The organism is Streptomyces luteireticuli, assembly GCF_041519305.1.
GTDB lineage: Bacteria > Actinomycetota > Actinomycetes > Streptomycetales > Streptomycetaceae > Streptomyces > Streptomyces luteireticuli.
The window spans coordinates 5651457-5677626 of record NZ_CP167927.1 but is presented as its reverse complement, the minus strand read 5'-3'; the positions used below and the strand labels follow the sequence as shown (position 1 = coordinate 5677626).

Sequence of the window (26170 nt, the reverse complement as noted above, 5' to 3'; positions counted from 1 at the left end):
CTCAGCCCTCGCCCAGCAGCTTGCCGTCCGCGGTCTGGAACTGCTGCTTGAAGGACGCGACGGCGTCACCGAGTGCCTGCAGCGTGTCGTCCGACATCTTGCCGCCCTCGACGATGCTGGTCATCAGACCCTTGTGGGCCTGGTGCAGGTAGTCGAGGAGCTCGCGCTCGAAGCGGCGGATGTCCTCCACCGGGACGTCGTCCATCTTGCCGGTGGTGCCGGCCCAGATGGAGACGACCTGGTCCTCGGTCGCGAACGGCGCGTACTGGGTCTGCTTCAGCAGCTCGACCATGCGCTTGCCGCGCTCCAGCGCCGCCTTGGAGGCCGCGTCCAGGTCGGAACCGAAGGCGGCGAACGCCTCCAGCTCGCGGTACTGGGCGAGGTCCACGCGGAGTCGGCCGGACACCTGGCGCATGGCCTTGTGCTGGGCGGAGCCACCGACACGGGAGACCGAGATACCGACGTTCAGGGCCGGGCGCTGACCGGCGTTGAACAGGTCGGACTCCAGGAAGCACTGGCCGTCGGTGATGGAGATGACGTTGGTCGGGATGAACGCCGAGACGTCGTTGGCCTTGGTCTCGACGATCGGCAGACCGGTCATCGAGCCGGCGCCCATGTCGTCGGAGAGCTTGGCGCAGCGCTCCAGCAGACGGGAGTGCAGGTAGAAGACGTCACCCGGGTAGGCCTCACGGCCCGGCGGGCGGCGCAGCAGCAGGGAGACGGCACGGTAGGCGTCGGCCTGCTTCGACAGGTCGTCGAAGACGATCAGGACGTGCTTGCCCTGGTACATCCAGTGCTGGCCGATGGCGGAACCGGTGTAGGGGGCCAGGTACTTGAAGCCCGCCGGGTCGGACGCCGGGGCCGCGACGATGGTCGTGTACTCCAGGGCGCCGGCCTCCTCCAGCGCGCCGCGCACGGACGCGATGGTGGAGCCCTTCTGGCCGATGGCGACGTAGATGCAGCGGACCTGCTTCTTCGGGTCGCCGGTGCGCCAGTTGGCACGCTGGTTGATGATCGTGTCGATCGCCAGGGCGGTCTTGCCGGTCTGGCGGTCACCGATGATCAGCTGACGCTGGCCACGGCCGACCGGGGTCATGGCGTCGACGGCCTTGTAGCCGGTCTCCATCGGCTCGTGGACCGACTTGCGGACCATGACGCCGGGGGCCTGCAGTTCGAGGGCGCGGCGGCCCTCGGTCTCGATCTCGCCGAGGCCGTCGATCGGGTTGCCCAGCGGGTCGACGACGCGGCCGAGGTACTTCTCGCCCACTCCGACGGAGAGCACCTCACCGGTGCGCTGCACCGGCTGGCCCTCCTCGATGCCGCTGAACTCGCCGAGGACGATCGCGCCGATCTCGCGCTCCTCGAGGTTGAGGGCGAGGCCGAGGGTGCCGTCCTCGAACTTCAGCAGCTCGTTCGCCATGGCCGAGGGCAGCCCCTCGACCTTCGCGATGCCGTCGCCGGCCAGGCTGACCGTACCGACCTCCTCGCGCGAGGCCGCGTCCGGCTTGTACGCCTGGACAAAGTTCTCCAGCGCGTCCCGGATCTCCTCCGGCCGGATCGTGAGCTCCGCCATCTGGGTTCCCTGCTCTCCTTGTTGGGCCCGAAGTATTTCTTCCCCAGGGGGCCTGCCCCGTGGGACACCGTCGGCCCAACTCGGGCCGTCAGTCATGCTCTTGAGTTGGTGGCTGGTCAGCCGGCCATCCGGCGGCCCGCGTCGGCGAGCCGGTCCGCGATGGTGCCGCTGATGACCTCGTCGCCGATGCGCACCTGGATGCCGCCGAGGACCTCCGGGTCGACGTCCAGGTTGAGGTGGACGTGCTTCCCGTAGATCCGGGCGAGGGCGTCGCCGAGGCGCTGCTTCTGCCGGTCGTTCAGCGGCACCGCGGAGGTGACCTCCGCGACGACGCGGCCACGGCGGTCGGCGGCCAGCTTGGAGAGGGCGGTGAGCCCCGCTTCCAGGCTACGGCCTCGCGGCGCGGTGACCAGCCGGGTGACCAGCCGCTCGGTGACCGGGTTGGCCCGGCCGCCCAGCAGCGTGCGCAGCAGCTCGGCCTTGGCGGCCTTGGCGGCAACCTTGTCGGTCAGCGCGGCGCGCAGACCGGGGTTGGACTCGACGATGCGGCCGAAGCGGAACAGCTCGTCCTCGACGTCGTCCAGCTGGCCGGCCCGCTGGGCGGCGGCCAGGTCGGCGCTCGCGGCGAGCTCCTCCAGCGCGTCCACCAGGTCGCGCGAGGACGACCAGCGGGAGCGGACCAGGCCGCCCACCAGGTCGGTCGCGTCGCTTCCGACCTGTCCGCGCAGCAGGCGTCCGGCCAGTTCGGCCTTGGCCTCGGCGGGCTGCGCCGGGTCGGTGAGGACCCGGCGCAGCGACACCTCGCGGTCGAGCAGCGCGGTGACGGAGGCGAGGTCCTCGGCGAGCCCCGCGGCGTCGGCCGAGGCGCTGTCCACCAGCGCGTCGAGGTTCTCGCGTGCGGAGGCCAGGGCCTCGCGGCTCGCTCCGTTCATCGGGTGACCTCAGCCTTCGTCGTGTCGGCCGGCTTGGCCTCGAGCGCGTCGAGGAACCGGTCGATGGTCCGTTCCTGCCGGGCGGCGTCCTTCACGGACTCGCCGACGATCCGGTCGGCCAGGTCGATGGCCAGCTTGCCGACGTCCTGCCGCAGCGAGGCCGCGGCGGCCTGGCGGTCGGCCTCGACCTGGGCGTGACCGGCAGCGATGATCTCCTCACGCTGCCGCTCGCCCTCGGCCTTCATCTCGACGACCATCGCGGCGCCCTGCTCCTGCGCCTCCTGGCGCAGTCGCGCGGCCTCGGTGCGTGCCTCGGCGAGCTGAGCCCGGTAGTCGTCGAGTACCTGCTTGGCCTCCTCCTCGGCGGCCTTGGCCTTCTCCAGGCCGCCCTCGATGGCCGCCCGGCGCTCGTCCAGCGTCTTGTTCAGACCCGGGAGGAGCTTCTTGCCGAGGAAGACGAGGACGATGAGGAAGGCGAGGGTACCGATGACAAGCTCCGGCACCGGAGGAAGGAGCGCGGGCTCCTTCTCCGAGGCCAGCGATGCTGCCAGGGCGATCACATCAGTGCCTTTCGTCGCTTGATGGGTGGTCGTCTACAGGATCAGCTGTAGACGAAGCCCATGACGAGGCCGATCAGGGCCAGCGCCTCACAGAGGACGAAGCCCAGGATCTGGTTGGCGCGGATCAGACCGGCCGCCTCGGGCTGACGGGCCATGGCCTGGGTGCCGTTACCGAAGATGATGCCGACGCCGACGCCGGGGCCGATGGCGGCCAGGCCGTAGCCGATCGCGCTGGCGCTGCCGGTGAAGGCGTCCTTGGAGGCGAGGTTGACCATTTCGAGAGCAGCGGACATGCCGTTACTTCCTTCTCTTTCACGGACCGGTGGGGGTTGGCCACCGGACGTCTGGGGGTCTGCGGGGGGAGGGCTCTGCTCAGTGGTGCTCGGCGAGAGCGCCCTGGATGTAGGAGCTGGCCAGGAGGACGAAGACGTACGCCTGAAGGGCCTGGATGAACATCTCGAAGGCGGTCAGCAGGATGACCATCACGAAGGAGACGCCGGCATAGGCGATGCCGATGCCGTTCAGCAGGTACCAGCTGGCGATGGTGAAGATCAGCAGCAGGACGTGGCCCGCGAACATGTTGGCGAAGAGCCGGACCGCGTGGGTGAACGGGCGGATCAGCAGGTTGGAGAGCAGCTCCAGGAGCATGACCAGCGGGAGGACCCAGCCGAGCTCCTTGTTGTAACCGCTGATGTTCTTGATGCCGCCGATGAAACCGTGACGCTTAAAGGTCAGGGGCACCCAGATCAGGTACACCAGCAGGGCGAGGCCCGCCGGGTAGGCGATGACCGAGGTCACCGGGAACTGGGCGACCGGGACGATCGACCACAGATTCATGATCCAGATGAAGAAGAACAGCGAGACCATGAGGGGGACGTACTTGTCGCCCTCCTTCTTCCCCAGGGCCTCGTAGACGATCCCCTTGCGGATGAAGTCGTAGCCCGCCTCGCCGACCATCTGGAGCTTGCCCGGCACCACCTTGGCCCGGCCGAAGGCGGCCCAGAGGAAGACGAGCACGACGGCCGAGCCCAGAACGGCCAGCAGCATCGGCTTGTTGACCTCGATGCCGCCGATCGTGAAGAGCGGTTCGAAGACGAAGGAGTGAAGGCCCGGAGTCGGGAAGCCGCACCCATCGAAGATGTGGCAATCGGTCTCGAAGGCGAGCATCTGGTCAGCACTCACCGCGAGCTCCTTCAACATGGCGCATAGGTACGGCAACCTCGTTGTGTCGGCGCGGCAAGCAGCCACGGAACGGCACTGGACTGGTCTTACGGTTAGGGGTGCGGCAGGTCGGCCGGTGGCCGGTGGCCACCGCAGGCATCAGCTGGGCGGACCGCCGATGCGCTCCCGCGAAGAGCGGGGCTCCGGCCGTCTGCGTCCGCTGCACCTCAGATGGCACCGGACGATAGCAGGTGAGCACACGAGCACTTATTCCGGCCCTACCTGTCATGACGGAGACTCCGCCGGCGCGGGCTTCTTCGCGTCGGCGGCGGCCTCGGGATCGATGTAGAAGATCTTCATCTTCATGTGTGCCCGCAGCTGTGCGGCGACCCAGACGAGGGTCCCGGCGAGCACCGAGAAGGCGAAGGACCGGACGTTGAAGAGCGTGGTGTCCTTCAAGAGGCCCAGGAGTACGGCGATCACGAGGAACTGCACGGCGTAGAGCGCGAGTCCCATCATCTGGAACAGCTGTGGCCACTGCCGGGCGGTGCGCTGCAGCATGTACAGGCCGAGCGACATGTTGGCCAGGGCGAGCGCGGTGCCCGCGACCGCTCCGACGGCACCCTTGCCCCCCGCGAGCGCGAAGGCGACGGCAACGGCGACGACCCCCGCGACAGCGGTCGGTACGGCGCACTGAAGTAGCGTTCGGGCGTCGTTGGCCTGCATGAAGGGTCTCTCCGGCGGAGTCGGAAGCAACGATTCGTCGGGGACGAGCGTATCCCGGGGTTCGGCGCGTTCACGCGCAGTGAAGAACCGCCGCACTACGGTCCTTCGGCTCTGCCACCGGTTTCGTGAACGGTATCACAAACTATTTGATGAGGCCTTTACCTATATCGTGTGCTGCCCATCACACGCAAGTGTGAAGCCGCCCGTCAGCGGGCTGACGAGCGGCTTCTTCTCTGCTACCGGCTAACCGCGGCCGCCGGTCCTCCGTACGTCACGGAACCGCGAGCGGTCGCCGATCGCCGTGGCCCCGTGCAGCCCCGCGGGGACGGGCTCGCGCTCCTCCGGCCGGTCCTGCTCCTTCGCGGCCGCCGGGAGCTCCACGGGCGGGGTGCCCCTGCGCCGGTAGCGCGGCGGCACCAGGTGCTCGGCCCAGCGGGGCGCCCGCGGGGTGAACCGCGGCATCAGCAGCAGGACGAGGCCCACCGCGCTCAGCGCCACGACCGCCAGCAGGATCCGGCCGCTCGCCTCGGAGTTGACCGAATACGCCACCGTGCCGAACGCGATGAGCGCCGACCAGAAGTACATGATCAGCACCGCGCGGCTGTGCGAGTGGCCGATCTCCAGCAGCCGGTGGTGCAGATGGCCGCGGTCGGCGGCGAACGGCGACTGGCCGTTCCACGTCCGGCGCACGACCGCCAGCAGCAGGTCGGCCACCGGCACCGCGATGATCGTCAACGGCAGCAGCAGCGGGATGTAGACCGGCACCGTGGCCTGCACGGTCGCCTTCTCCGAACCGGTGAAGGAGCCGAGCAGGTCGGGGTCGACCTGGCCGGTGATGGAGATCGCGCCCGCGGCCAGCACCAGGCCGATGAGCATCGACCCCGAGTCGCCCATGAAGATCCGCGCGGGGTGCATGTTGTGCGGCAGGAAGCCCAGGCACATGCCGACGAGGACCGCCGCGAAGAGCGTCGCGGGCGCGGCCGCCTCCACGTTGTGCCCGTACCAGAGCCGGTAGGCGTAGAGGAAGAACGCCGCCGCCGCCAGGCAGACCATGCCCGAGGCGAGGCCGTCCAGGCCGTCCACGAAGTTCACCGCGTTGATGGTGATGACCACCAGGGCGACGGTCAGCAGTGTGCCCTGCATGGGGGTGAGCGCCACCGTGCCGATGCCGGGCACCGGCAGCCAGAGGATGGTCAGGCCCTGGAGCACCATCACACCGGCCGCGATCATCTGGCCGCCCAGCTTGACCAGGGCGTCCACGCCCCACTTGTCGTCCAGCACGCCCAGCAGCCAGATCAGCCCGGCTCCCGAGAGCAGGGCTCTGGGCTCGTTGGACGTCTCGAAGACGGGCTTGAGGTTCGGCAGGTGCGAGGCGACCAGCAGGCCGGCGCACAGGCCGCCGAACATGGCGATCCCGCCGAGCCGCGGCGTCGGTTCGCGGTGCACGTCGCGCGCCCGGATCTCCGGCATCGCGCCGGCCATGATCGCGAACTTCCGCACCGGGCCCGTGAGCAGATAGGTGACCGCCACGGTGACGCACAGCGTCAGCAGGTATTCACGCACGGGCTGCCCCAGGGATCTCGCTGGACATCACAGCCCACCACCATATGCGTGTGCGGTCGTGATCGGTGAATGGAGAGGAAGACGTTCACCACCCCCTGATGGTTGCAAACGATCAGTCCCGCGCAGGATAGGGCGGGAACGCCGCCGCCAGTGCGGCGGCCTCCTCCCGGAGCCGGCCCGCCGGCTCCGTGCCCCGCAGCGCGGCGCCCATCAGGGCCGCGATCCGGCCCATCTCCGGTACGCCCATGCCCTGGGTGGTGACCGCCGCGGTGCCCAGCCGCAGCCCGCGCGCCGACCCCCGGCCCAGGCCGCAGACGTCGAGGACAATGCCGGCGCCCGCCAGCCGGCCCCGGGCCGCCGTGGCGTCCAGGCCGAGCGGACCCGTGTCGGCGGTCACCAGATGGGTGTCCGTGCCCCCGGTGGCGACGGCCAGGCCCTCGTCGGCCAGCGCGGCGGCGAGCGCCCGGGCGTTGGCCACCACCTGATGGGCGTACGCGGTGAACGCCGGCGTCGCCGCCTCCCCGAAGGCGACGGCCTTGGCGGCCACGGTGTGCATCAGCGCGCCGCCCTGGACGAACGGGAACACCGCCCGGTCGATGCGGTCCGCCAGCCGCGCCCCGCACAGGAGCATCCCGCCGCGCGGCCCGCGCAGCACCTTGTGCGTGGTGGCGCACACCACGTCGGCGTACGGCACCGGATTGGGCGCCGCTCCCCCGGCGACCAGGCCGATGGGGTGCGCGGCGTCCACGATGAGATGGGCGTCCACCTCGTCGGCGATCTCGCGGAAGAGCGCGTAGTCGGGGTGGCGCGGGTACGAGGTCGAGCCGCAGACGATCGCCCGGGGCCGGTGCGCCAGCGCCAGGGCGCGCAGCCGGTCGTAGTCGAGGAGCCCGGTGTCCGGGTGGACCCCGTAGCCGGTGAAGTCGAACCAGCGGCCCGAGAAGTTGGCCGGGGAGCCGTGGGTGAGGTGCCCGCCCTCCCTCAGGCCCATGGCCAGCACCTTGTCGCCGGGCCTGAGCAGCGCCGCGTAGGCGGCCAGGACGGCGGCCGAGCCGGAGTGCGGCTGGACGTTGGCGTGCTCGGCGCCGAACAGCGCCTTGGCCCGGTCCGTGGCGACCCGTTCGGCCAGGTCGGCCACCTCGCAGCCGCCGTGGTGGCGGGCGCCGGGATAGCCCTCGGCGTATTTGTCGGCCAGCGGCGAGGCGAGCGCCGCGAGGACCGCGGGCGAGGTGAAGTTCTCCGCGGCGATCAGCTGGAGGCCGCTCGCCCGGCGTTCGGCCTCGGCGAGCAGGATGCCCGCCATCTCGGGATCCTGCCGCAGCAGCGCCTCGGACGCCGTCCGGGCGGCGCCGGGGGGTACGGAGGTGACGGACATCGCGGGCTCCGTGCGGTGGGGGGTGAGCCGTGCTCACCACCCAATGTAGGCCCGTGCCCGGGGCTATGCAGGGTGCCGGTCGGCGGGGATGCCGGTGAGCGCGGTGAGGACCGGGTCGAGCGCCTGGTTGATCTCGTCGCCGATGGAGCGGAAGAAGGTGATCGGGGCGCCGTACGGGTCGTGGACCTCGTCGGCCTCCGCGTCCGGCGCCAGCAGCCAGCCGCGCAGCGCGGCCGCGGCCTGGACCAGGGCGCGGGCCCGGGCGACCACCCCGCCGGGGTCGACGGGGTCGGGGAGGGTGACCGGGTCGATGGCCCGCACCAGCCGGGTGAACTCCTTGAGCGTGAAGGTGCGCAGCCCCGCCGAGTGGCCCATGGAGATGACCTGGGCGCGGTGGTCGCGGGTGGCGGTGAGGACCAGATCGGCGCGGATGACGTGCTCGTCCAGCAGCTCACGGCCCATGAAGCCGTGCGCGTCGGCGCCGAAGTCGGCGAGCACGGTCGCCGCGTGCGCCTCCATGGGCGCGCCCTCGTGGCCCCAGGTGCCCGCGCTCTCCACCACCAGGCCGCCGGCGCCCGGGTCGCCGAGGCGCTCCGTCAGGGCATGGCGGGTCAGCCGCTCGGTGATGGGCGAGCGGCAGACGTTGCCGGTGCTGACGTGGAGGATGCGGAAGATGTCGGTGCTCGTCTCCGGTCCCGCTATGCCACGCCCCTGCGGGGCGATCAATTCGCCACCTCGAGGTCGGGTACCACCTCGCGGAGCTGGTCCGCGGTGATCGCGCCGGCGCGCAGCAGCACGGGCACCTTGCCGGTGACGTCGACGATGGACGACGGCACGTCGGCCGGGGTGGGGCCGCCGTCGAGGTAGACGGAGACGGAGTCGCCGAGCATCTCCTGGGCGGCGTCGCAGGTCTGCGGGGCCGGGTGGCCGGTGAGGTTGGCGCTGGAGACGGCCATGGGGCCGAACTCGGTCAGCAGCTCGATGGCCACCGGGTGCAGCGGCATGCGGACGGCGACGGTGCCGCGGGTCTCGCCCAGGTCCCAGGTCAGCGAGGGCTGGTGGTTGGCGACCAGGGTGAGCGCGCCGGGCCAGAAGGCGTCGACGAGCTCCCAGGCCTGCTCGGAGAAGTCGGTGACGATCCCGTGCAGGGTGTTCGGGGAGCCGACCAGGACGGGCGAGGGCATGCCCCGGCCGCGGCCCTTGGCCGTGAGGAGGTCACCGACGGCCTCGCGGCTGAAGGCGTCCGCACCGATGCCGTAGACGGTGTCGGTGGGCAGCACGACCAGCTCTCCGCGGCGGACCGCGGCGGCCGCTTCGCGCAGACCGGTCTTGCGGTCGGTCGCGTCGCCGCAGTCGTATCGCCGAGCCATTAGCCAACCTCCTCGAACGGGAAATCTGTGTCAGTCGTCGCCGTCGTCACGGCATCGCCTTCCGGGCCGTCGCGAACCGGGGCCGGTTGTTGAGGTCGGGGTGGTCGGCCGCGTCGGCCCAGCCCCGCTCCTCGGTGAAGATCCACGGCACCTGGCCGCCCTGGGTGTCGGCGTGCTCGATGACGACGACACCGCCGGGGCGCAGCAGCCGGTGGGCGGTGCGCTCCAGGCCGCGGATGGTGTCGAGGCCGTCCTCGCCGGAGAAGAGGGCGAGCTGCGGATCGTGGTCGCGGGCCTCGGGGGCGACGTACTCCCACTCGGTGAGCGGGATGTACGGCGGATTGCTGATGACCAGGTCCACCTGGCCGTCGAGCTCGGGGAGCGCGGTGAGCGCATTCCCGTGGTGCAGCTGGACGCGCGAGCCCTCGACGTTCTTGCGGGCCCAGGCGAGGGCGTCCTCGTCGAGCTCGACGGCGTGCACCCGGGAGCGGGGCACCTCCTGGGCGAGGGCCAGGGCGATGGCCCCGGAGCCGGTGCACAGGTCGACGATGAGCGGCTCGACGACGTCCATGGCGCGCACCGCGTCTATGGCCCAGCCGACGACCGACTCGGTCTCGGGCCGGGGCACGAAGACGCCGGGGCCGACCTGGAGCTCCAGGTAGCGGAAGAAGGCACGGCCGGTGATGTGCTGGAGCGGTTCGCGGGCCTCGCGGCGTGCGACGGCCTCCCAGTAGCGCGCGTCGAAGTCGGCGTCGGCGACGAGGTGGAGTTCACCGCGTTTGACACCGTGGACGAAGGCGGCGAGCTCCTCCGCGTCGAAGCGCGGGGAGGGCACGCCGGCGTCGGCCAGCCGCTGGGTGGCCTGGGCCACCTCGGCGAGCAGCAGGTTCACTGGGCCTTCCTCCTGTAGCGCTCCATGACCAATTCCGTACGCTTCCGTGCGCTCCGTGCGCGGGTTACTGGGCGGCGGCGAGCTTGGCCGCCGAGTCGGCGTCGACGCACGCCTGGATGACCGCGTCGAGGTCGCCGTCGAGCACCTGGTCCAAGTTGTACGCCTTGAAACCGACGCGGTGGTCCGAGATGCGGTTTTCCGGGAAGTTGTAGGTCCGGATCTTCTCGGACCGGTCCACGGTGCGCACCTGGCTGCGGCGGGCGTCGGCGGCCTCGGCCTCGGCCTTCTCCTGGGCCGCGGCGAGCAGCCGGGAGCGCAGGATGCGCAGGGCCTGCTCCTTGTTCTGGAGCTGGCTCTTCTCGTTCTGGCAGGAGGCCACGACGCCGGTCGGCAGGTGCGTGATGCGCACGGCCGAGTCGGTGGTGTTGACGGACTGGCCGCCGGGGCCGGACGAGCGGTAGACGTCGATCCGCAGGTCGTTCATGTTGATCTCGACGTCGACCTCCTCCGCCTCGGGCGTGACGAGCACGCCGGCGGCGGAGGTGTGGATGCGGCCCTGGGACTCGGTGGCCGGCACGCGCTGGACGCGGTGCACGCCGCCCTCGTACTTCAGCCGGGCCCAGACGCCCTGGCCGGGCTCCGTGGCGCCGTTGCCGCCCTTGGTCTTCACGGCGACCTGGACGTCCTTGTAGCCGCCGAGCTCGGACTCGGTGGCGTCGATGATCTCGGTCTTCCAGCCCACGCGCTCGGCGTAGCGCAGGTACATCCGCAGCAGGTCACCGGCGAAGAGGGCGGACTCGTCGCCGCCGGCGCCGGCCTTGACCTCCAGGATGACGTCCTTGTCGTCGCTGGGGTCGCGCGGGACGAGCAGCAGGCGGAGCTTCTCGGTGAGCTCCTCGCGCTGCTTCTCCAGCTCCTTGACCTCGGCGGCGAAGTCGGGGTCGTCGGCGGCGAACTCGCGGGCCGTCTCGATGTCCTCGCCGGCCTGCTTCCAGGTGCGGTAGGTGCCGACGATCGGGGTCAGCTCGGCGTAGCGCTTGTTGAGCCTGCGGGCGTTCGCCTGGTCCGCGTGGACGGCGGGGTCGGCGAGCCGCTGCTCGAGGCCGGCGTGCTCGCCGACCAGTTCCTCGACTGCCTCGAACATCTTGATTCCCTGGCTGAGTGACGGACGGACCTGCTGGACGACAAAGCGCCGGTGCGGCCCTCCCCCGCACCCGGAGGAGGGCCGACCGGCGCAAGCGGGCCGCTACTTCTTGGCGGACCCGGCGTTCTTGCCGAAGCGGGCCTCGAACCGCGCCACACGGCCACCGGTGTCGAGGATCTTCTGCTTGCCCGTGTAGAACGGGTGGCACGCGGAGCAGACCTCGGCACGGATGGTGCCGCCGGCGATCGTGCTACGCGTGGTGAACGAGGCGCCACAGGTGCAGCTGACCTGGGTCTCGACGTACTCCGGGTGGATGTCGCGCTTCAAGGGATCTCCTAGTTCGGGGAGGGCACCGGGTCGCAGGGCGGGATTGCCCTCCGTGAACCGGGGCCGACGTACCAGTCTGCCAGTCCTGGCCGTATCCCCCAAAACGGGGGGTGGGGCCCCGGTATTCCCGGGACCCCCGGCCGCTACTTGACCACGCCGTCGGCGTCGGTCTTCGTCCCCTCGCCGCCCTTGAGGGCGGACTCGGGGATGGGCTTGTCGTCGTGGAGCGCCTGCCAGACCTGCTTGGCCTCGGGCAGCGGCGCGACCCGGTTCTTGTCGAACAGGTCGGGCCCCACGGGCAGCGTGGTCATATGCATGTCGCCCGAGCCGATGCCCTTGAGGCCGTTGGCGAAGGAGAGCAGCTTGTCGACCGAGGCCAGGTCGGAATCGGTGGTGAGCGCCTTGGTGGCGGTGTCGGCGATCCCATAGAGCTTCGTCGGGCTGGTGAACAGCCCGACGGACTTGACCTGGTCGATCAGTGCCTTGATGAAGGCCTGCTGGAGCTTGATGCGGCCCAGGTCGCTGCCGTCGCCGACGCCGTGCCGGGTGCGCACCAGCCCCAGGGACTGCTCGCCGTCGAGCCGGTGGGTGCCCGCGGTGAGGTTGAGGTGGCTCCACTTGTCGCGGATCGGCTTGGTGGTGGTGACCTCGACGCCGCCGAGCTTGTCGATGAGCTTCTGGAAGCCGGCGAAGTCCACTTCCAGGTAGTGGTCCATGCGGATCCCGGTCATGGCCTCGACGGTCTTGACCGCGCAGACCGCGCCGCCGACCGAGTAGGCGTCGTTGAACTGCGCCCGTTTGACGGCCGGGCTCACCTTGCCGTCGAGCGTCCTGCACTCGGGCCGGGGAACCATGGTGTCGCGCGGGATGCTGACGACGCTGGCCTTCTTGTGGCCCGCGTAGACGTGGACGATCATCGCGGTGTCGGAGCGGGCACTGCCCTCGTCGCGGCCGTACTGGCCGTTGGCCCCGGCCCGCGAGTCCGAACCGAGGACGAGGATGTCCTGCGAGCCGTTGTCCACGTTGTCGGGGCGGTCGGTGCCGAGGGCGGAGTTGATGTCGACACCGTGCAGGTTGCCGTTGAGCTTGAAGTAGGCGTACCCGACGCCCGAGCCGCCCAGGACGACCACGGCCGTGGTCGTCCAGAGGGCTATTCGCCAGCCCTTGCGGCGCTCGCGGGGCTTGCGCCGGCGGCCACGGGGCCCGCCGGGACGCCGGCGGCGTGCGCCGGCCCTCGTACCCCTGCTCTCGTCCGCCATACGTTTTCAGTCCTCCGCTGGTTCGGCTTCCCCCCTGCCGTCGTGGAACTCAGACGGCGAGGTCTGCGACAGGGTTGCACGGCGCCGTGTGAGGGCTTTCTTAGGAACGGTCCGCGCGACGCGCCGTCCCGATCTCGTGCGCACCCCCTGCCACCTGCGTTTTCGCCCGTTGTGCCAGGACTTGCGCAGGGGTGTGCGGAGCGGGGTGCCTGTGGCGGAAGTCTCAGAAGGTCACGGGGAGGACTCGACAAGATCACGACGGCGAAAACGGCGACGCGGCGCACGACGGCAAAAAGGCGGAACCCCCTCTCGCGGTGCGAGAGGGGGTTCCGCCTGCCGTCGGACGTCAGTCGTTGCCGTTGCCCGGCGCGGGCGCCGTCTTGGCGATCTGCATCAGGAACTCGGCGTTGGACTTCGTCTGCTTCATCTTGTCGAGGAGCAGCTCGATGGCCTGCTGCGAGTCCAGGGCGTGCAGCACGCGGCGGAGCTTCCAGACGATGGCCAGCTCGTCGGCGCCGAGCAGGATCTCCTCCTTGCGGGTGCTGGACGGGTCGACGTCCACCGCGGGGAAGATGCGCTTGTCGGCGAGCTTCCGGTCGAGCTTGAGCTCCATGTTGCCGGTGCCCTTGAACTCCTCGAAGATCACCTCGTCCATCCGCGAGCCGGTCTCGACCAGCGCGGTGGCCAGGATGGTCAGCGAGCCGCCGTCCTCGATGTTGCGCGCGGCGCCGAAGAACTTCTTCGGCGGGTAGAGCGCGGTCGAGTCGACACCACCGGACAGGATGCGGCCCGAGGCCGGGGCGGCCAGGTTGTAGGCGCGGCCCAGGCGGGTGATGGAGTCGAGCAGCACGACCACGTCGTGACCCAGCTCGACGAGGCGCTTGGCGCGCTCGATGGCCAGCTCGGCGACGGTGGTGTGGTCCTCGGCCGGACGGTCGAAGGTCGAGGAGATGACCTCGCCCTTGACCGACCGCTGCATGTCGGTGACCTCTTCCGGACGCTCGTCGACCAGGACGACCATCAGGTGGCACTCGGGGTTGTTGGTGGTGATCGCGTTGGCGATCGCCTGCATGATCATGGTCTTGCCGGTCTTCGGCGGGGCCACGATCAGACCGCGCTGGCCCTTGCCGATGGGGGCGACCAGGTCGATGATACGGGTCGTCAGAACGCCCGGGTCGGTCTCCAACCGCAGCCTGTCCTGCGGGTAGAGCGGGGTCAGCTTGTGGAACTCGGGCCGCCCGCGGCCGGTTTCGGGCGCCATGCCGTTCACCGAGTCGAGGCGCACGAGGGCGTTGAACTTCTCGCGGCGCTCGCCGTCCTTGGGCTGGCGCACCGCACCGGTGACGTGGTCGCCCTTGCGCAGGCCGTTCTTGCGGACCTGGGCGAGGGAGACGTAGACGTCGTTCGGACCGGGCAGGTAGCCGGAGGTCCGGATGAAGGCGTAGTTGTCCAGGATGTCGAGGATGCCCGCGACGGGGATCAGGACGTCGTCCTCGGACACCTGCGGCTCGTTCGCGAAGTCCTCGCGGCCGCGACGGCCACGACGGTCGCGGTAGCGGCCGCGCCGGCCACGACGGCCGCCATCGAAGTCGTCCTCGTCCTGCGGGCCCTCAGCGGCGCGGCCGGCGCGCTCGCGCTGCTGGCGCCCGCCCGCGCCCTGCTGGCCGGCGCCCTCCTCGCCACGGCCGCGGCGGTCGCGCTGACCGCGCTCGCCACGCTCGCCGCGCTCCCGGCGGTCGCCCTTCTGGCCGCGGTCCTGACGGTCGCCCTTGCGGCCGCCGTCGGCCTCGGCCTCCGGCTTCTCCGAGGTCAGCACCTCGGTGCGGGCCGGGGTCGCGGCCTCGGCCGCGGCGGTCTCCGGGCTGCCGGCGGGCGCGGTGGCCCGACGGCGGCGGCGCTCGCCGGCCGGCGCCTCGTCGCTGCCGCCCTGGCCCGGGATCTCGATCTGCTGCGGGGCGGTGGCCTGCTCGGCGGCCTTCTCGGCCTCACCCGTACGGGCCCGCGAGGTGGCACGGCGCTTGGGCTTCTCCGCCGGGGCCTCCGCACTCTTCTCGGCCGCGGGCTTGGCGGCACCGCCGGAGGCGGCCTGCTTCTCCTTGATGACCTCGATCAGCTGGCCTTTGCGCATCCGCGCGGTGCCCTTGATGCCGAGGCTGGAGGCGAGCTGCTGGAGCTCGGCCAGGACCATGGCGTCGAGGCCGGTGCCCGAGCGGCGTCGCCGCGGGGCGGCGGGAGCGTCCGTGGCGGGCGCGGAGGCACTCTTGTCAGTGCCCGCGGCGTTCACGCCCATCAGATCGGTGGTGTCGCTCACGAAGGGGTCCTTCCCTGGAGCGGGCGTCGGCCTGTCTGGCTCGGCGACCGGTTGTGCTGTCCGGCTGCGGTCCTGCTTGCGAACCGGGCCGGGGCGGTGGTCCGCCGCGGTACGGCGGAAGAATCAGTGCGTTGATGCCGGCGTGAAGAAATCAGTGAAGACATGACGCATCACTTCACTCATGTCGCCCACGCCTATTCCGGAGCGTGCTCGAATCTGCTCAGGCAGTCTGGGAGGCTCCCGGAAGAAAAGCGGTCCCTGATCGGGACACAGAGCACCGAGCCGATGTGGCTTCGGGTGCAGACTTGAGGTTAACACTACCGGATCCCACAAACATTCCCCCTCTCAAAGACCGGCAACCGCGTTTCCACGGGGCCCTTCCTCTGTCACGCGCGGGCCGCCGCCGCCTGCCTCATGCGGCGAGCGGCAGCACGCTCGTCCCCCCGGCGTCGAGGGCCAGCCGGTTGGCCGCCCATCCCTCGCCCGCCAGTCGCGCGACCTTGTCGGCCGCGGCGTCCTCGACCAGCGCGAGCACCGTGGGGCCCGCACCGGAGACGACCGCGGGCACGCCGTCCGCCCGCAGTCGGTTGACCAGGGCCACGCTCTCCGGCATCGCCGGGGCGCGGTACTCCTGGTGGAGCCGGTCCTCGGTGGCCGGCAGCAGCAGTTCGGGGCGCCGGGTCATCGCCTCGACCAGCAGTGCGGCCCGTCCGGCGTTGGCCGCGGCGTCCACATGGGGGACCTGGCGCGGCAGCAGCCCCCGCGCGGTCTCGGTGGACACCGGGCGGCCGGGGACGAAGACCACCGGAACGATGGAACTAGCGGGGTCCATCCGAATGGCCCGGGCCGCTCCCCCGTCCGTCCAGGCCAGGGTGAAGCCGCCGAGCAGACACGCGGCGACGTTGTCGGGGTGGCCCTCGATCTCGGTGGCCAGCTCCAGCATCGCCGTCCCGTCGAGCCGCTCGGCCCCGCCTATCGTCACCGCCCGGGCGGCGACGATGCCCGCACAGATGGCGGCGGCCGACGAGCCCAGGCCACGGCCGTGCGGAATGCGGTTGGCGCAGACCACCTCGAGGCCGCGCGGCTGGCCGCCCAGCAGGTCGAAGGTGGTGCGCAGGGACCGTACGAGCAGGTGGCTCTCGTCGCGCGGGAGGGAATCGGCGCCCTCGCCGGCGATGTCGATGTGCAGCCCGGATTCGGCCACCCGGACCACGACGTCGTCGTAGAGACCCAGGGACAGACCGAGGGCGTCGAAGCCGGGACCGAGATTTGCGCTGGTGGCGGGGGTGCGCACTCGGACGGCGGCGGCGCGGAAGGCGGGACCGGCCATCGCTCGATGACTCTCCTTGGTGTGGCCTTGGTAGGGCGTGCGACATCCGCAAGGGCCGCGACGGCGAGACCGCATGGGGGGCGGCTCGGTTCTGCGACGGGGCGGAGTGAGGACAGCCTATCGAAGGAAGGTTCTGTGGCGACATAGGGCGCACAGGAGGCGCGCGATGCGTGTCGCCTGCGGCGCGCCGGATTTGGGATGGTCTTTCCCTGATCCTGCCCCTTCTTGTGCGCGGGGCGGTATCAGCGGGACCTGCCCGGACCGCCATCGGGCGGTCCGGGCGGCCGGGGGCGCGTGCCCCGGCTCGTTTATACGAGGCCGAGCCGCTCCGCGGCGATGGCGGCGTCCACCGGGACCGTGACCGGCTGCGGGGCACCGGCCACCGCCCAGTCGGGGTCCTTGAGCCCGTTGCCGGTCACCGTGCAGACGATGCGCTGGCCCGGGTCCACCAGGCCCGCCTCGGCCGCCTTCAGCAGGCCGGCGACGCTCGCCGCCGAGGCGGGCTCGACGAAGACGCCCTCCTGCGCGGCCAACAGCCGGTAGGCGGCGAGGATCTGACGGTCCGTCACCTCGTCGATCCGGCCGCCCGACTCGTCGCGCGCCTGCTCGGCGAACTGCCACGAGGCGGGATTGCCGATGCGAATGGCCGTGGCGATGGTGTGCGGGTCCTTCACCGGGGCGCCGCGCACGATCGGCGCCGAACCGGAGGCCTGGTAGCCCCACATGCGCGGGGTGCGGGAGGCGATGCCGTCGGCGGCGTACTCCCGGTACCCGCGCCAATAGGCGGTGATGTTGCCCGCGTTGCCGACCGGCAGGACATGGATGTCGGGGGCGTCGCCGAGCGCGTCGACGATCTCGAAGGCCGCCGTCTTCTGGCCCTCGATACGCACCGGATTGACCGAATTGACCAGTGCCACCGGGTAGTTGTCGGCCAGCCCGCGCGCCAGGTCGAGGCAGTCGTCGAAGTTGCCCGCGACCTGGAGGATGCGCGCGCCGTGCACCAGCGCCTGGCCCATCTTGCCGAGCGCGATCTTGCCCTCGGGGACCAGGACGGCGCACACCATGCCCGCGCGCACCGCGTAGGCGGCCGCGGAGGCCGAGGTGTTGCCCGTGGAGGCGCAGATGACGGCCTTCGCGCCCTCCTCCTTGGCGCGCGAGATGGCCATCGTCATGCCGCGGTCCTTGAAGGAGCCGGTGGGGTTGGCCCCCTCCACCTTCAGATGGACCTCACAGCCGGTGCGCTCGGAGAGCACCTGCGCGGGCACCAGCGGCGTACCGCCCTCGCGCAGGGTGACCACCGGCGTGTCCGCCGAGACCGGGAGGCGGTCGCGGTACTCCTCGATGATGCCCCGCCACTGACGGGTGGGCTTGTTCACGCTCATGGTTCCTCTTGCTTCCCTACTCGCCCTCAACGCGCATGATGCTCGCGACCCCGCGCACCGTGTCCAGCCTGCGCAGCGCCTCGACCGTGGCCGACAGCGCGGCGTCGGCGGCCCGGTGGGTGACGACGACCAGCGCCGCCTCACCGTCCTTGCCCTGCTGGCGGACGGTGTCGATGGAGACGCCGTGCTCGGCGAAGACCGTGGCGACCTGGGCGAGGACGCCCGGCCGGTCGGCCACGTCGAGGCTGATGTGGTAGCGCGTGACCACCTCGCCCATCGGGCTCACCGGCAGCGCCGCGTACGCCGACTCCCCCGGGCCGGTGGCCCCGGCCAGCTTGTTGCGGCAGACGGCGACCAGGTCGCCGAGGACCGCGGAGGCGGTCGGCGAGCCGCCGGCGCCCGGGCCGTAGAACATCAGCTGCCCGGCCGCCTCGGCCTCGACGAACACCGCGTTGTACGCCTCGCGCACCGAGGCGAGCGGATGGGTCAGCGGGATCATCGCCGGGTGCACCCGGGCGGTGACGGAGCGGCCGTCGGCGGCCCGCTCGCAGATCGCCAGCAGCTTGATGGTGCAGCCCATCTGCTTCGCGGAGGCGAAGTCCGCGGCGGTGACCTCCGTCATGCCCTCGCGATGGACATCGTCCAGCCGGACCCGGGTGTGGAAGGCGATGCCCGCCAGGATCGCGGCCTTGGCGGCGGCGTCGAAGCCCTCGACGTCCGCGGTGGGGTCGGCCTCGGCGTAGCCCAGCGCGGTGGCCTCGTCCAGCGCCTCGGAGTAGCCCGCGCCGCTGGTGTCCATCTTGTCGAGGATGAAGTTGGTGGTGCCGTTGACGATGCCCAGCACCCGGTTGACCTTGTCGCCGGCCAGGGACTCGCGCAGCGGCCGGACCAGCGGGATGGCACCGGCGACGGCGGCCTCGTAGTAGAGGTCCACGCCGTGCTTCTCCGCGGCGGCGTGCAGCGCGGCGCCGTCCTCGGCGAGCAGCGCCTTGTTGGCGGAGACGACGCTCGCGCCGTGCTCGAAGGCGGTGGTGATCAGCGTGCGGGCCGGCTCCAAGCCACCGATGACCTCGACGACGACGTCGATGTCACCCCGTTTGACCAGGGCCGTCGCATCGGTGGTGATCAGCTCCTCGGGGACCCCGGCGCGCACCCGGCTCGGGCGGCGGACCGCGATGCCGGCCAGCTCGACGGGGGCCCCGATCCGCGCCGTGAGGTCGTCCGCGTGCGTCGTCATGATGCGCGCCACCTCGGAGCCGACTACTCCACAGCCCAGCAGCGCCACTTTCAGCGGACGCGTACGCATCATCCGACCTCGTTTCTCATACATCTTGGGTGGTACACAGTCTCACTCACCGGACGGGTGGTTCCCCAGCCCGTCCAGCATCCGAGACCATTCTTTTTACGACGCGGCCATCAGCGGCTTTGTCAGCCGACGTCGAGCCGGAGCAGGTCCTCTTCGGTCTCGCGTCGGACGATCACTCGCGCCGTGCCGTCCTTGACCGCCACGACGGGCGGGCGCAGCGCGTGGTTGTAGTTGCTCGCCATCGACCGGCAGTACGCGCCGGTCGCGGGGACGGCGATCAGGTCGCCGGGGGCGAGGTCCGCGGGGAGGAAGGCGTCGCGCACGACGATGTCACCGGACTCGCAGTGCTTGCCGACGACGCGGGAGAGCATCGGCTCCGCCGTCGAGGTGCGGGAGACCAGCGCCACGGAGTAGTCCGCGTCGTAGAGCGCCGTACGGATGTTGTCGGACATGCCGCCGTCGACGCTGACGTAGGTGCGCAGTCCGGGCAGCTCCTTGACCGTCCCCACCTCGTAGAGCGTGAAGGCGGTGGGGCCCACGATGGCGCGCCCCGGCTCGACGGACAGCCGCGGCACGGCGAGCCCGGCGGCCGCGCACTCCCGCTCGACGATGGCGCGCAGCGCGGTCGCGATCTCGTGCGGCTCGCGCGGGTCGTCCTCGGAGGTGTAGGCGATGCCCAGACCGCCGCCGAGGTCGATCTCCGGCAGCTCGACGCCGTGCTCGTCGCGGACCTCGGCCAGCAGTCCGACGACGCGGCGGGCCGCGACCTCGAAGCCGGAGGTGTCGAAGATCTGCGAGCCGATGTGCGAGTGGACGCCGACGAGCTCCAGCCCGTCGAGCTTGAGCGCCCGGCGCACGGCCTCGGCGGCCTGCCCGCCGGCCAGCGGGAGGCCGAACTTCTGGTCCTCGTGGGCCGTGGCGATGAACTCGTGGGTGTGCGCCTCGACGCCGACCGTGACGCGGATCTGCACCCGCTGGCGCTTCCCGGCCTTCTGGGCGATGTGGGCGACGCGCACGATCTCCTGGAAGGAGTCGACGACGATCCGTCCGACGCCGGCCTCGACGGCGCGGGCGATCTCCTCGGTGGACTTGTTGTTGCCGTGCAGGGCGATGCGCTCGGCGGGCATGCCCGCGGCGAGCGCGGTGGAGAGCTCGCCGCCGGAGCAGACGTCGAGGTTGAGCTCCTCCTCGGCCAGCCAGCGCACGACGGCGCGGGAGAGGAACGCCTTGCCCGCGTAGAAGACGTCCGCGTCCGGGCCGAACGCCTCGCGCCAGGCGCGGCAGCGGGCCCGGAAGTCGTCCTCGTCGAGGAAGTAGGCGGGCGTCCCGAACTCCTCGGCCAGGTGCCCCACGTCCAGCCCGCCGACGGTGACGGTGCCGGCGGCGTCGCGGGCGACGGTGCGGGACCAGACGCGCGGGTCCAGGGCGTTGAGGTCGGCGGGCGGCGCGGGGTGGTGTCCCTCGGGCAGGACGTCGGCGTAGCGGGGCCCGGCGGGGTGGGCGGAGCGGCTCATGGTGGCGATCCCCTCGGAGGTGCTCAGAGGTGTGCGGGTGCGGTGATGCCGAGCTGGTGCAGGCCGTCCGCGAGCACCGTTCCCGTGGCTTCGGCGAGGGCCAGCCGGGCGCGGTGGACGACCGAGGGTTTCTCGTCGCCGCGGGGCAGCGGCGTACACGTCGTCTGCCAGCGCAGGACGGTGTCGGCCAGCCGCTCCAGGGCGCGGGCCAGCCGCTCGGGGTCGCGGGCGGCGGCGATGCGGGGGTGGTCGGCGAGGGCGGCCAGCAGGGGGGCGTCCTCGTCGTCGTAGATCTCCGCGGCCTCCGGCACCTGCGGGCCGAAGCCGAGGTCGTGCGCGTTGCGCAGCAGCGCGCGGCAGCGGGAGTGCGCGTACCGCACCCGGAAGAGGGGGTTGCTCTCGCGCTGGACGAGGAGCAGGTCGCGGTCGAGGCCCGGGGGGCAGAGCAGGCTCCAGCGGGCGGCGTCGGCACCGAGCCGTTGCACCAGGGCGTCCGGGGGGCGCAGCGTCAGCGGTTCGCTCCCCGCCGTCCGCGCGAGCGCCTCGCGTACGATCCGTCCGCCGTGCGGGCCGTCGAGGGTGATGTTGAGGAACCCGGGCCCGGCGATCTCGACCCGGGCGATGCCCGGCTCCCGCACCAGGCGGCGCCGCAGCAGCTCGGCCACGTCCAGGGCGGGCCGCCCGCTGTCCTTGGCCAGCCGCAGCGCGATGTTGGTGGCGTAGTCGCCGCATCCCGGCCGGGGCGGCACCCGCACACCGGCCGTCGCCGGCACCACGGCGCACAGCTCGTCGGCCTCGACGGCGCGACGCACGGTGTGCAGCACGGTGCGGGAGAGATCGGCGGGGGTCACGGGGTCCACCCTAGGGGAGGAGGTGGGTCACTCCGCCAACCGGTTTCCTCTCCTTTTGCCCGGCTACCCCGCCGGCCGTACGACCGGCTCCGCATCCCCCGGCGCGGCGCCCTCCGCCGGCACCGCCTTCCCCGCTCCCCCGCGGCCGCGCCGCAGTCTGCGCACCATCCGCACGAGCTCCGCGGGCTCGAACGGCTTCGCCAGGAACGCGTCCACCCCCGCCGACCGCCCGCCCTCCACCTCCAGTTGGGTGCAGGCGCTGATGAGGGCGACGGGTATGTGCCGTGTGCGCGCGTCGTCCCGCAGCCGCGCGGCCGTCCGCAGCCCGTCGAGCCGGGGCATGACGAAATCCAGAGTCACGACGTCCGGGCGCACGCTGTGCACGATCTCCAGACACTCGGCACCGTCGGCCGCGGTCACGACCTCGAAGCCCTCGAGCTCGAGATTGACCCTGATCAACTGCCGGATGACCCTGTTGTCGTCGACAACAAGGACCCGGCCGGACAAGCCAGGCACACCCCGAGAGTAGGCGCGCGACCGGCGCCGCGTCCGGCTTTTCCGCACTTCCGACCCCCGCGGGCGAGCGCCCCGGCCCCGCCCGGCAACCCGTTACGGATCACCCGGCCGGAGCTGGTACTGTTCTTCCTGTCGCCGCGAGCGAGATCGCGAACGGAAGACGCGCCCCCGTAGCTCAGGGGATAGAGCAACGGCCTCCGGAGCCGTGTGCGCAGGTTCGAATCCTGCCGGGGGCACTTCGAAACAAAGAAGTGCCGGAAGACCCCGCAATCAGCCGCAAGGTTGATGCGGGGTCTTTTGCTTATGCCTGAGTGCTTATGCCTGAGTGCTTATGCCTGAGACTGCTTACGCCTGAGACCCATCCACGCCTGTGACGGCAATCACAGCATTCGCTTCCACGCTCGCCCCGCTCGTGGTCATCGCAGGTCAGAAGAGCATGTAAAGTTGTTCTCGCAGCCGGCGCTCGTAGCTTAACGGATAGAGCACTTGACTACGGATCAAGAGGTTGCAGGTTCGAATCCTGCCGAGCGCACTGTGAAGGCCCGTTCCGATTCCGATCGGAGCGGGCCTTTTGCGTACCCGGAGGCGCCAACGCACGGCGCGCGGGCCGGGCTTGGGGGAGCCGCGGCCCGAAGGCGCCGGAACGGTGGGGGAGTTCGCCGTGCCCGGGGTTCAGATCTTGGGGAAGCTGAAGCCGTAGCCCTGCTGCTTCAGCCAGGGAAGCGTTTCTTCCAGCGCGGCCAGCGACTGGCTGCGGTCGCCGCCCGCGTCGTGGAAGAGGATCGTGGGGCCGTCGGCCACCTCCCGCTTGACGTTGGCCACGATGCGGGCCGTCCCCGGGCGCTGCCAGTCGCGGCTGTCCACCTGCCAGCCGAGCGGGCGCATGCCGTGGGCCGCGGCCACCTTGCGGCTGTAGGGGGTGAACGCGCCGCCGGGGGCGCGGTAGTAGCGGACCTTCGTCCCGTCGCCGGCGGCGTCCTCTATCAGCTTCTGGGCGTCGAGGATCTCGCTCGCCTGGTAGGACTCGGGGCGCTTGTCCATGGCGGTGTTGTGGTTCATGGAGTGGTCGCAGAGCCGGTGGCCGTCGGCGACGACCTTCTTCACGAGCGACGGGTACTCCTTGGCGCGCGGACCTATCATGCAGAACGTCGCCTTGACGTTGCTGCGCCGGAGCAGGTCGAGCACCTTGGGGGTCCAGACGGGGTCCGGGCCGTCGTCGATGGTGATGTTGACGACCTTGCCGGGGCTCTCGCTGTCGTGCGAGATCTCCTCCGACACCGGCCCGCCCGCGTCGGGTTCGGCGGCCTTGCCCCGCTCGCGGGGGACCTTCGCGACCGGCGCGTCCGCGGCGACCCGCCCGCCGCCCCCGTCGTGCGATCCCTGGCCGGCCATCGCCACCGAGCCCAGTATCACCCCGAGGAGCGCCAGTCCCGACGCGGCCGCAACCGTGATGTGCCGCCCCCGCCCGGTAGATTGCGTCATGAACGATCCACTCCCTCGCACGCCTGTCTGTACCCTGCCCGCGAAGACGTGCTTGTACCGCAAGTCGTTCCCTTATGCGGTATCGCTCACAAAACAGTGACAAAGCAGGCACCAAGTGCCTGAAAAGTCCTCAATCACCGTACGGCGCTCACTCTTCCGGCTTCCGTGCTCCATCTTCCCCCGGAGCCGCCCCTTCCAGCGCCCGCCCTCCGCCGGTTCCGGAACTCCCGTACAGGACTCCCGCACAGAACTCCCGCACAGGACTCCCTTGTCCGTACAGGCCCGTTGAAGCCGTTCCACCCCACAGGGCAACACCCTTCACGCACGGCACGATTCCGCCGGACGACAACTCCTGGACCGGCGCAAGGGATTGACGAGCTTGCTGACAAGTAGTCTCATAAGCGCTGACCCCGGGTAACCCGTAAGTGAGGTGGGATCGGCCATGGCAGAACGGACGCACGGGACATCCGTGACGGACGCCGACGCGCTCGGGCCGCTCAAGGACCGCGAACAGATCGCCCTGCGACTGCTGGAGTCCTCGGCCCGGCACTCCTTCGACCCGGACACCGAACTCGACTGGGAGGCGCCGCCCGAGGAGGGCAAGTGGTACTGGCCGCCCGAGCTCGTCTCCCTCTACGGGACGCCGCTGTGACGGCGGATGACGGAGGAGCAGCGCCTGGAGCTCTCCCGGCACGAGGCGGCGTCGCTGGCCTCGCTGGGCATCTGGTTCGAGATCATCCTGATGCAGTTGCTGGTCCGGCACATCTACGACAAGCCCGTGACAAGTGCGCACGTGCGGTACGCGCTGACCGAGATAGCGGACGAGTGCCGGCACTCGAAGATGTTCGCCCGGCTCATCGAGCGCAGCGGCGCGCCCACGTACCCCGTCCCGCGGCTGCACCACAACCTGGCACGGATCCTCAAGACCGTCTCGACGACGCCGGGTTCCTTCGCCTGCACGCTGCTCGGCGAGGAGATCCTCGACTTCATGCAGCGGCTGACGTTCCCCGACGAGCGGGTGCAGACGCTGGTGCGCGGTGTCACGCGGATCCATGTGGTGGAGGAGGCGCGGCACGTGCGGTACGCGCGGGAGGAGCTGCGGCGGCAGATGCGCGGCTGCCCGCGGTGGGAGGCGGAGCTGACGCGGCTGAGCTGCGGGGAGGCGGCGCGGGTGTTCTCGGTCGCGTTCATCAACCCCGCGGTGTACACGAACGTGGGGCTGGACCGGCGGGAGGCGATGGCCCAGGTGAAGGCGAGCGGCCACCGGCGGGAGGTCATGCAGGCGGGGGCGAAGCGGCTGACGGACTTCCTGGACGAGATCGGGGTGCTGCGGGGCGCCGGGCGGCGGCTCTGGCGCAGTTCGGGGTTGCTGGCGTAGACGGCCGCCCGCGTGCAGGACCCCACCCACTACCCTGCCCGCATGACCGGCAGCAACAGCGGAACCGCCTCCTACCGCCGCCTCGACGTGACCCGCCGCCGCGCCCAGCTGATCCGGGCCGCGCTCGGGCTCTTCGCGCACCGGCCGCCCGAGGACGTCTCCCTGGACGACGTCGCGGTGGCCGCCGAGGTCTCCCGGCCGCTGGTCTACCGCTACTTCCCGGGCGGCAAGACGCAGTTGTACGAGGCGGCGCTGGGCAGCGCGGCGGCGGAGCTCACCGAGTGCTTCGCCGTGCCGCAGGAGGGCCCGCTCACCGTCCGGCTGGCCGCGGCCCTCGACCGCTACTTGGCCTTCGTGGACGAGCACGACGCCGGGTTCAGCGCGCTGCTGCGCAGCGGCAGCGTCGTGGCGACGTCCCGGACCGGGGCGATCGTGGACGGGGTGCGGCGCAGCGCCGCGGGGCACATCCTGACGCACCTGCGGGTGCCGGAGCCGGGGGTGCGGCTGCGGATGGCGGTCCGCACCTGGATCACCGCGGTCGAGGGCGCGTCGCTGACCTGGCTGGACGAGGGCAAGCAGCCGGCGGTGGAGGAGCTGCGCGACTGGCTCGTGGACCACTTCGTGGCGCTGCTGCTGGCGACCGCCGCACGTGACGGGCAGACGGCGCGGGTGGCCGCGGCGGCGCTCGCCCTGGAGCCGGCCGAGGGGGCGGTGGCGTCCCTGGCCCGCCGGACGGTGGAGCTGCTCACAGAAGCGGAGCACCTGCTTCCGTCCCCCTAGGGTCCCCGTAGGCTCGGGGCGTGCGAAGCGAAGACGTGCCCTTCGAGGGCGGGCCCCTGGACGGCCAGGTACTGCCGGTGCTGCTGGGGCCGACGGGACATCCGCCGAAGGTCTACGAGGTGCCGGTGCCCGACGCGGACGGCGGTCCGCCCACCGTCCTGGTCTACCGCCGGGTCCAGGCCGGCGTGACACGCAGGCTCGGGCTGCCGAGGGGCTGGAAGTATGTGCACGACCCGGAGGGCGGGCGGCGCACGGGCCCGCGGTGGCCCTGGTCCCGGCCGCGCGGCTGACCACCGGCCGTCCGGTGCACACCGTCCTGCGCACAAGATCCGGCGCGCGCAAGATCCGGCAACCAACCGTCCTATGAATTGACCGCATTGGGCGGTTTCAGCCCCGGACGTGGCCAATACGCACCAATAATGCTACTGCCGCATGACA

The 26170-nt window shown here is 71.2% G+C and carries 24 protein-coding genes, 2 tRNA genes and 1 pseudogene; 5 read left to right on the top strand and 22 right to left on the bottom strand.

Going from position 1 to position 26170, the window contains the following annotated elements; all coding sequences use genetic code 11:
• Nucleotide 1: 1 nt before the first annotated feature.
• The 21 genes from atpA to AB8735_RS25495 form a co-directional block, all read right to left on the bottom strand.
• Nucleotides 2–1573 carry a F0F1 ATP synthase subunit alpha gene (atpA, locus tag AB8735_RS25595; protein WP_344024174.1) on the bottom strand — a complete coding sequence of 524 codons (1572 nt, stop codon included), beginning with the start codon at nucleotides 1571–1573 and terminating at the stop codon, nucleotides 2–4.
• 116 nt (nucleotides 1574–1689) lie between these two features.
• Nucleotides 1690–2505 (bottom strand): F0F1 ATP synthase subunit delta, encoded by an 816-nt coding sequence (locus AB8735_RS25590; RefSeq protein WP_344024176.1) that lies wholly within the window; start codon nucleotides 2503–2505, stop codon nucleotides 1690–1692.
• On the bottom strand, nucleotides 2502–3065 hold the full coding sequence (locus tag AB8735_RS25585) for a F0F1 ATP synthase subunit B (RefSeq protein ID WP_344024178.1): 564 nt from the start codon (nucleotides 3063–3065) through the stop codon (nucleotides 2502–2504). Before AB8735_RS25585 ends, AB8735_RS25590 begins: the two co-directional genes overlap by 4 nt.
• A gap of 41 nt (nucleotides 3066–3106) precedes the next feature.
• Nucleotides 3107–3358 (bottom strand): ATP synthase F0 subunit C, encoded by a 252-nt coding sequence (atpE, locus tag AB8735_RS25580; protein ID WP_344024180.1) that lies wholly within the window; start codon nucleotides 3356–3358, stop codon nucleotides 3107–3109.
• A 79-nt stretch (nucleotides 3359–3437) separates the two neighbouring features.
• The gene (gene atpB, locus AB8735_RS25575) at nucleotides 3438–4232 is read right to left on the bottom strand and encodes a F0F1 ATP synthase subunit A (RefSeq protein ID WP_344024294.1); all 795 of its coding nucleotides are present in this window, start codon (nucleotides 4230–4232) and stop codon (nucleotides 3438–3440) included.
• A 279-nt stretch (nucleotides 4233–4511) separates the two neighbouring features.
• On the bottom strand, nucleotides 4512–4952 hold the full coding sequence (locus AB8735_RS25570) for a hypothetical protein (RefSeq protein ID WP_344024182.1): 441 nt from the start codon (nucleotides 4950–4952) through the stop codon (nucleotides 4512–4514).
• A gap of 243 nt (nucleotides 4953–5195) precedes the next feature.
• Entirely contained in the window at nucleotides 5196–6515 is a 1320-nt protein-coding gene (locus AB8735_RS25565; protein ID WP_372409623.1) for an MraY family glycosyltransferase, read from the bottom strand.
• A gap of 112 nt (nucleotides 6516–6627) precedes the next feature.
• Nucleotides 6628–7890 (bottom strand): serine hydroxymethyltransferase, encoded by a 1263-nt coding sequence (gene glyA, locus AB8735_RS25560; RefSeq protein ID WP_344024186.1) that lies wholly within the window; start codon nucleotides 7888–7890, stop codon nucleotides 6628–6630.
• Between the two features lie 63 nt (nucleotides 7891–7953).
• Nucleotides 7954–8616, bottom strand: coding sequence for a protein-tyrosine-phosphatase (locus AB8735_RS25555; RefSeq protein WP_344024188.1), 663 nt, complete (start codon nucleotides 8614–8616; stop codon nucleotides 7954–7956).
• Nucleotides 8613–9260: an L-threonylcarbamoyladenylate synthase gene (locus tag AB8735_RS25550; protein ID WP_344024190.1), complete on the bottom strand. Its 648-nt coding sequence runs from the start codon at nucleotides 9258–9260 to the stop codon at nucleotides 8613–8615. Before AB8735_RS25550 ends, AB8735_RS25555 begins: the two co-directional genes overlap by 4 nt.
• A 46-nt stretch (nucleotides 9261–9306) precedes the next feature.
• Complete coding sequence (gene prmC / locus AB8735_RS25545; RefSeq protein WP_372409621.1) at nucleotides 9307–10152, bottom strand: peptide chain release factor N(5)-glutamine methyltransferase; 846 nt, start codon at nucleotides 10150–10152, stop codon at nucleotides 9307–9309.
• A 64-nt stretch (nucleotides 10153–10216) separates the two neighbouring features.
• Nucleotides 10217–11296 (bottom strand): peptide chain release factor 1, encoded by a 1080-nt coding sequence (gene prfA / locus AB8735_RS25540; protein WP_344024194.1) that lies wholly within the window; start codon nucleotides 11294–11296, stop codon nucleotides 10217–10219.
• 102 nt (nucleotides 11297–11398) lie between these two features.
• Nucleotides 11399–11623: a 50S ribosomal protein L31 gene (gene rpmE, locus AB8735_RS25535; protein WP_344024196.1), complete on the bottom strand. Its 225-nt coding sequence runs from the start codon at nucleotides 11621–11623 to the stop codon at nucleotides 11399–11401.
• A 143-nt stretch (nucleotides 11624–11766) separates the two neighbouring features.
• Entirely contained in the window at nucleotides 11767–12882 is a 1116-nt protein-coding gene (locus AB8735_RS25530) for an LCP family protein (RefSeq protein ID WP_372409619.1), read from the bottom strand.
• Nucleotides 12883–13228: 346 nt separating this feature from the next.
• Entirely contained in the window at nucleotides 13229–15193 is a 1965-nt protein-coding gene (gene rho, locus AB8735_RS25525; RefSeq protein WP_344024200.1) for a transcription termination factor Rho, read from the bottom strand.
• Between the two features lie 412 nt (nucleotides 15194–15605).
• On the bottom strand, nucleotides 15606–16523 hold the full coding sequence (thrB, locus tag AB8735_RS25520) for a homoserine kinase (protein WP_372409616.1): 918 nt from the start codon (nucleotides 16521–16523) through the stop codon (nucleotides 15606–15608).
• A gap of 308 nt (nucleotides 16524–16831) precedes the next feature.
• Nucleotides 16832–17905 (bottom strand): threonine synthase, encoded by a 1074-nt coding sequence (gene thrC, locus AB8735_RS25515; RefSeq protein WP_344024204.1) that lies wholly within the window; start codon nucleotides 17903–17905, stop codon nucleotides 16832–16834.
• 16 nt (nucleotides 17906–17921) lie between these two features.
• Complete coding sequence (locus tag AB8735_RS25510) at nucleotides 17922–19214, bottom strand: homoserine dehydrogenase (protein ID WP_344024206.1); 1293 nt, start codon at nucleotides 19212–19214, stop codon at nucleotides 17922–17924.
• A gap of 119 nt (nucleotides 19215–19333) precedes the next feature.
• Complete coding sequence (gene lysA, locus AB8735_RS25505) at nucleotides 19334–20725, bottom strand: diaminopimelate decarboxylase (RefSeq protein WP_372409614.1); 1392 nt, start codon at nucleotides 20723–20725, stop codon at nucleotides 19334–19336.
• A gap of 23 nt (nucleotides 20726–20748) precedes the next feature.
• Nucleotides 20749–21576: an ArgS-related anticodon-binding protein NrtL gene (gene nrtL / locus AB8735_RS25500; RefSeq protein ID WP_372409612.1), complete on the bottom strand. Its 828-nt coding sequence runs from the start codon at nucleotides 21574–21576 to the stop codon at nucleotides 20749–20751.
• 63 nt (nucleotides 21577–21639) lie between these two features.
• On the bottom strand, nucleotides 21640–22083 hold the full coding sequence (locus AB8735_RS25495) for a PleD family two-component system response regulator (RefSeq protein ID WP_372411915.1): 444 nt from the start codon (nucleotides 22081–22083) through the stop codon (nucleotides 21640–21642).
• 173 nt (nucleotides 22084–22256) lie between these two features.
• On the opposite strand from AB8735_RS25495, the gene AB8735_RS25490 reads away from it, so the two are divergent.
• Together AB8735_RS25490 and AB8735_RS25485 are read left to right on the top strand one after the other, a co-directional pair.
• Nucleotides 22257–22328, top strand: a tRNA-Arg gene (locus AB8735_RS25490).
• Between the two features lie 223 nt (nucleotides 22329–22551).
• A tRNA-Arg gene (locus AB8735_RS25485) sits at nucleotides 22552–22624 on the top strand.
• A 140-nt stretch (nucleotides 22625–22764) separates the two neighbouring features.
• Here the strand turns inward: AB8735_RS25485 and AB8735_RS25480 are convergent.
• Entirely contained in the window at nucleotides 22765–23574 is an 810-nt protein-coding gene (locus AB8735_RS25480) for a polysaccharide deacetylase family protein (RefSeq protein WP_372409611.1), read from the bottom strand.
• A gap of 442 nt (nucleotides 23575–24016) precedes the next feature.
• On the opposite strand from AB8735_RS25480, the pseudogene AB8735_RS25475 reads away from it, so the two are divergent.
• The 3 genes and pseudogenes from AB8735_RS25475 to AB8735_RS25465 all read left to right on the top strand — a co-directional run bounded on the left by AB8735_RS25475 (nucleotide 24017) and on the right by AB8735_RS25465 (nucleotide 26022).
• Nucleotides 24017–24952, top strand: a pseudogene (locus AB8735_RS25475) (diiron oxygenase).
• A 42-nt stretch (nucleotides 24953–24994) separates the two neighbouring features.
• Nucleotides 24995–25732, top strand: coding sequence for a TetR/AcrR family transcriptional regulator (locus AB8735_RS25470; RefSeq protein ID WP_344024216.1), 738 nt, complete (start codon nucleotides 24995–24997; stop codon nucleotides 25730–25732).
• A 20-nt stretch (nucleotides 25733–25752) separates the two neighbouring features.
• Nucleotides 25753–26022 carry a hypothetical protein gene (locus AB8735_RS25465; RefSeq protein ID WP_372409610.1) on the top strand — a complete coding sequence of 90 codons (270 nt, stop codon included), beginning with the start codon at nucleotides 25753–25755 and terminating at the stop codon, nucleotides 26020–26022.
• Nucleotides 26023–26170: the final 148 nt, after the last annotated feature.

Excerpts from the sequence above, each read along its gene's own strand:
- atpA (WP_344024174.1), bottom strand. The coding sequence starts at position 1,573 with ATGGCGGAGCTCACGATCCGGCCGGAGGAGATCCGGGACGCGCTGGAG.
- AB8735_RS25590 (WP_344024176.1), bottom strand. The coding sequence starts at position 2,505 with ATGAACGGAGCGAGCCGCGAGGCCCTGGCCTCCGCACGCGAGAACCTC.
- atpE (WP_344024180.1), bottom strand. The coding sequence starts at position 3,358 with ATGTCCGCTGCTCTCGAAATGGTCAACCTCGCCTCCAAGGACGCCTTC.
- atpB (WP_344024294.1), bottom strand. The coding sequence starts at position 4,232 with ATGCTCGCCTTCGAGACCGATTGCCACATCTTCGATGGGTGCGGCTTC.
- AB8735_RS25570 (WP_344024182.1), bottom strand. The coding sequence starts at position 4,952 with ATGCAGGCCAACGACGCCCGAACGCTACTTCAGTGCGCCGTACCGACC.
- glyA (WP_344024186.1), bottom strand. The coding sequence starts at position 7,890 with ATGTCCGTCACCTCCGTACCCCCCGGCGCCGCCCGGACGGCGTCCGAG.
- AB8735_RS25550 (WP_344024190.1), bottom strand. The coding sequence starts at position 9,260 with ATGGCTCGGCGATACGACTGCGGCGACGCGACCGACCGCAAGACCGGT.
- prfA (WP_344024194.1), bottom strand. The coding sequence starts at position 11,296 with ATGTTCGAGGCAGTCGAGGAACTGGTCGGCGAGCACGCCGGCCTCGAG.
- AB8735_RS25530 (WP_372409619.1), bottom strand. The coding sequence starts at position 12,882 with ATGGCGGACGAGAGCAGGGGTACGAGGGCCGGCGCACGCCGCCGGCGT.
- thrB (WP_372409616.1), bottom strand. The coding sequence starts at position 16,523 with ATGGCCGGTCCCGCCTTCCGCGCCGCCGCCGTCCGAGTGCGCACCCCC.
- thrC (WP_344024204.1), bottom strand. The coding sequence starts at position 17,905 with ATGAGCGTGAACAAGCCCACCCGTCAGTGGCGGGGCATCATCGAGGAG.
- AB8735_RS25510 (WP_344024206.1), bottom strand. The coding sequence starts at position 19,214 with ATGATGCGTACGCGTCCGCTGAAAGTGGCGCTGCTGGGCTGTGGAGTA.
- lysA (WP_372409614.1), bottom strand. The coding sequence starts at position 20,725 with ATGAGCCGCTCCGCCCACCCCGCCGGGCCCCGCTACGCCGACGTCCTG.
- AB8735_RS25480 (WP_372409611.1), bottom strand. The coding sequence starts at position 23,574 with ATGACGCAATCTACCGGGCGGGGGCGGCACATCACGGTTGCGGCCGCG.
- AB8735_RS25470 (WP_344024216.1), top strand. The coding sequence starts at position 24,995 with ATGACCGGCAGCAACAGCGGAACCGCCTCCTACCGCCGCCTCGACGTG.